The 3,615-nt window shown below is 72.8% G+C and carries 4 protein-coding genes and 1 pseudogene; 1 reads left to right on the forward strand and 4 read right to left on the reverse strand.

What is annotated here, in order from left to right:
• Window positions 1–56 precede the first annotated feature (56 nt).
• From G4D87_RS35300 to G4D87_RS35315, 4 genes are all read right to left on the reverse strand, one after another.
• Window positions 57–380 carry a YkgJ family cysteine cluster protein gene (locus G4D87_RS35300; protein WP_163787106.1) on the reverse strand — a complete coding sequence of 108 codons (324 nt, stop codon included), beginning with the start codon at window positions 378–380 and terminating at the stop codon, window positions 57–59.
• Between the two features lie 20 nt (window positions 381–400).
• Window positions 401–1,543 carry a hypothetical protein gene (locus tag G4D87_RS35305; protein ID WP_163787099.1) on the reverse strand — a complete coding sequence of 381 codons (1,143 nt, stop codon included), beginning with the start codon at window positions 1,541–1,543 and terminating at the stop codon, window positions 401–403.
• Between the two features lie 21 nt (window positions 1,544–1,564).
• The gene (locus G4D87_RS35310; RefSeq protein ID WP_163787101.1) at window positions 1,565–2,521 is read right to left on the reverse strand and encodes a GNAT family N-acetyltransferase; all 957 of its coding nucleotides are present in this window, start codon (window positions 2,519–2,521) and stop codon (window positions 1,565–1,567) included.
• A gap of 76 nt (window positions 2,522–2,597) precedes the next feature.
• The gene (locus tag G4D87_RS35315) at window positions 2,598–3,269 is read right to left on the reverse strand and encodes a hypothetical protein (RefSeq protein ID WP_163787103.1); all 672 of its coding nucleotides are present in this window, start codon (window positions 3,267–3,269) and stop codon (window positions 2,598–2,600) included.
• A 166-nt stretch (window positions 3,270–3,435) separates the two neighbouring features.
• Between G4D87_RS35315 and G4D87_RS35320 the strand changes: the two are divergent.
• Window positions 3,436–3,615, forward strand: a pseudogene (locus G4D87_RS35320) (DUF481 domain-containing protein); the annotation flags it as partial.

Below are 3,615 nucleotides of genomic sequence, written 5' to 3' on the forward strand. Positions count from 1 at the left end.
GCCGGGGGATAACGCCGGTGCGCAGGGGCGACAAGCGCTCATGCCACCAGGCGCGCCTAGTCCTTCGCGCCGCCAGGGCGGGGCAGGCTGGCCAGGCGGCGGGCCATGCGCATGGACGCGCAGCCCTGCTCGCGCGAGGCCCGGGCCTCCGACTGGAGCCCGAAGAGACCCAGGTACTTCTCCACGCGCTCCTCCAGCGTGGGCGCCTCGATGAGGGTGCAGAGTTCATCCGCCTGGTAGTCGCGGCAGATGGCGGGCCGGTCCTCATACACGTCGCAGAGGTTGTCTTCCTTCAGGTGCGGGCAGCGCAGGCCCAGCGGCTTGTCCAGCGCGGCGATGTCGGGCGCCACGCAGCAGGCGCCGCAGCGCGTGCACTCCACGGGCTTGGGGGCGGCGTCACTCACCGGGGCACGACCGTCTTCACCGTGCCCAGGTTCGTCACGGTGAGGCGCGCGCCCTGGCCCTTCTTCCAGGCGAGGAACGCCCGCTCGCCCCGCGGCTCCAGCACGTGCTCCTGGGCGCCGTCGTCCTCGTAGCGCAGCCGCACCGTGTACGTCTCCTCGCGGCGCAACCGGTCCGCGGCGCCCACGGCCAGCTCGGGCCAGCGCGGCGCATCGTCGGTGCCGGACGCCTCCCGGCGCGTCAGCGGCTTCCACGCATGGGTGTCGTAGGTGCACTGGTCGGCGTACACGGGCTCTCGGCGGTAGCGCGTCTCGTCCTGGCAGTCCTCGTAGGACTCGCGGCAGTACTTCGTCACGTCCTCACACACCTCTTCCATGAAGCCGTTGCCCATGTCCCTGCGGCGGCACTTCTCCTCCGAGCCGCAGGCCACCTTGCGCGACTTCGTGCGGCACACCCGCTCCGTGCCGTCGGGGACGCGGCGGGTGCCTCGCTGGATGGACACGCAGTCGCGGATGTTGGCCACGCCCGCCACCTCGCCAGCGCCGTTGACGGGCATGCGGGGCGTGACGGCGCGCAGCTCGTCGTGCCAGCCCCGCTTCGTCACCCGGGTGAAGCGCTCCTGCACCACGGTGCGCTTCCAGGCCGTGCCCGTCACCTGGCCGGGGAGCTCATGCGTCGTGTTGGCCCAGAGCGCGAAGGCGCCGACACCCAGGCAGCAGAGGAGCAGCGAGCCCAGCGCCTGGCGCATCCGCGCCCTGCGCTTCGGCTTCGCGGGACGTGGCGGCGGCGCTGGTGGTGGCTCGTCGAAGGCCTGGCGCGGGGCGGCCTTCGCGTCGTCGGTGCGCTCGGCGCCGCAGTGCTTGCAGCGCGTCGTGTCGCCCCGCGTGGCCGCGCCGCAGAAGGCGCAGAACCAGTCTGCTCCCGCCTGGGCCAGCTCCAGCGCTGACGCGTCGGTGACGCCCTCGCGCAGCGACTTCCCGCTGGCCGCGTCCACGCCGCCGAAGTCGAACGCCGACTCCTTGCCTGTCAGCTCGCGCGGGTTGTTGCACTGGGGGCAGCGCTTGTGCCGGGCGCGAATCGACTTCGTGTCACACGAGGTGCAGTTCCACGTGCCCTCGATGATGCGGGTTCTGCGGGCCATGCGCGCATCCTAGCCGGACGCTCACGCCCACAGCGCGCGAGCGAAGGGGATGTCCACGGCGGCGGGCAGGCCCTCGCGCAGGGGCCGCACCATGGGCAGCGAGCCGTCCCGGGCCTCGCGGCTGGCCTCGGGCAGCCGGGCCACCCACGGCATGGTGCCCGGCTCCTCCCACAGCACCACCTTGGACAGCCCGGCCTTGTGCGCCTGGGCCCCCGCGGCCTCCAGCAGCGCGGCGGCGTCGTCCTCGGAGCGCGCGTCCAGCATCAGCACCACCAGCTCTCCGTGGCGGGCCACCATCGCCCACAGCGCCGTGGACGCGCCCACCACCGCGCCGCAGGCCCGGGGACGGGGGCGGCGCAGCAGCTCCGCGTAGATGCGCTCGCGCTCCAGGTGCCAGTCCACCTGCGTGGCGTCCGGCCACAGGTAGAAGGGCACCTCCGGCCGCCACATCCGCTCGAGCGCCGAGGGCACGTCCGCGTCCTCCAGCAGCGCGTCCACCTTGCGCGTCACGGGCCCAGGGCCCACCGGCAGGTGCCAGTCCCAGGCGGGGACCTCCTGGTAGCCGGAGCGCCGGTAGATGCGGGCGCCCACGTCGGAGTAGAGCACGGCGGCCTGGGCGTCCGGCTCCGTGCGCTCCAGCTCCGCGGCCACCCGGTCCATCAGCCCCGTGGCATGGCCGTGCCCGCGCAGGGCCGGCTCGGTGAAGACGCTGGCGATGATGAAGCTGTCGCCGCGCGTCGTCTGACCGTCGGGGCCGCGCAGGTAGCTGGGGGTGCGGAGCGTCTCGCACGAGGTGAGCACGCGGCCGGCGTCGTCGCACAGCAGCCAGGTGCGCAGGGTGTCCCGGCTCCAGGCGTGGGCGCGCAGCCGCTGCTCCCGTTCGAGGAACTGCTCGACGGTGAGCGGCGAGCCCCAGGTGGCGTAGGTGTGGCGGTCTCTTTCGGCCTGCTGTGCTTCGTTGGCGACGACCAGATGCATGGCGGGGCAGGGTAGCCGCGCGCGCGGCGCTTCGCAGCAGCCCTGGAGGACCCGTGAGGCTCGCCTGCCCTCCGCCTTACAGGCGCACGGTGTAGGGGAAGCGGAAGTGGAGCTGAAGGTAGGCCTGTCCCACGTGGAAGATGCCCTCGCTCAGGCGGTCGGGCAGGCCCAGGCCTCCCAACTCCTGCGGGACGTAGAACGCGGACTCCCAGCCCACGCCCAGCAGGAAGTTCTTGGAGAGCTGGAGCTCCAGGTCGATGCCCACCTGCGCGCCGGGCCGCACGAAGTGCGTGTCGGGCAGCGTGTCCGAGTGCATGTAGACGTACGTCAGCAGCAGCCCCGCGCCGAGCGACAGCCGCGCCGGACTGGACGTCAGCGGCACCCCCAGGGACAGCGGCTTCCAGGTGGCGCCGTACATGCCGGTGTCGCGCAGCTTGGGGGAGATGATGAGCGCGTCCGGGATGAGGATGGACGGGGAGATGCGGACCTCATCCAGGCTCCTGGCGTACTTGCGGTAGCGCTGGGGCACGCGGCGCTGGTTCTTCTTCAGCCACTCCTTGTCCAGCACCGCCTCCACGGAGAGCTTCAGCCCGGTGTGGATGGGCTGGTCGTCGAACACGGGGCCGAAGAAGGCGAAGGCCGCGGGCCCCACCCCCACGTCCACCGGGACGGTGACGCGCTGGGCGGAGGCCGCGGCGGGGACGAGCAGGGCGCAGAGCAGCAGGAGCGGTGCGGGGCGCAGGGGCATGGGGGTTTTTCTTTCAAGCGCCACCTGCGAGGCGGTGGGAACGGACCCACCCCGTGCGGCGGCGCGGGACGTGTCCGAATTTGACCATTAAGCCATTGAAGCGCGGAGGGCCTTTGAAGCAGGAAGGCGCCAGGCTTTTCGCCGGCGCCGTTGACCTGGAGATTCGATGCTTTCCGCTGCCTTCTTGATTGCCACGTCCCTGCAGGCCCAGACGCCTGCGCCCGCTCCGTCCACGCCGCCGGCGCCCGCCGCCGAGGCCGCGCCCGCCGCGCCCCTCAGCGTGGAGGAGCGCGCCGCCGCCGCCGCCGAGCGCGCCGCCATCGCCGCTGAGCGCGCCGCCGAGGCC

Origin of the sequence: Myxococcus vastator (genome assembly GCF_010894475.1) — a bacterium.
Taxonomy (GTDB): Bacteria; Myxococcota; Myxococcia; order Myxococcales; family Myxococcaceae; genus Myxococcus; species Myxococcus vastator.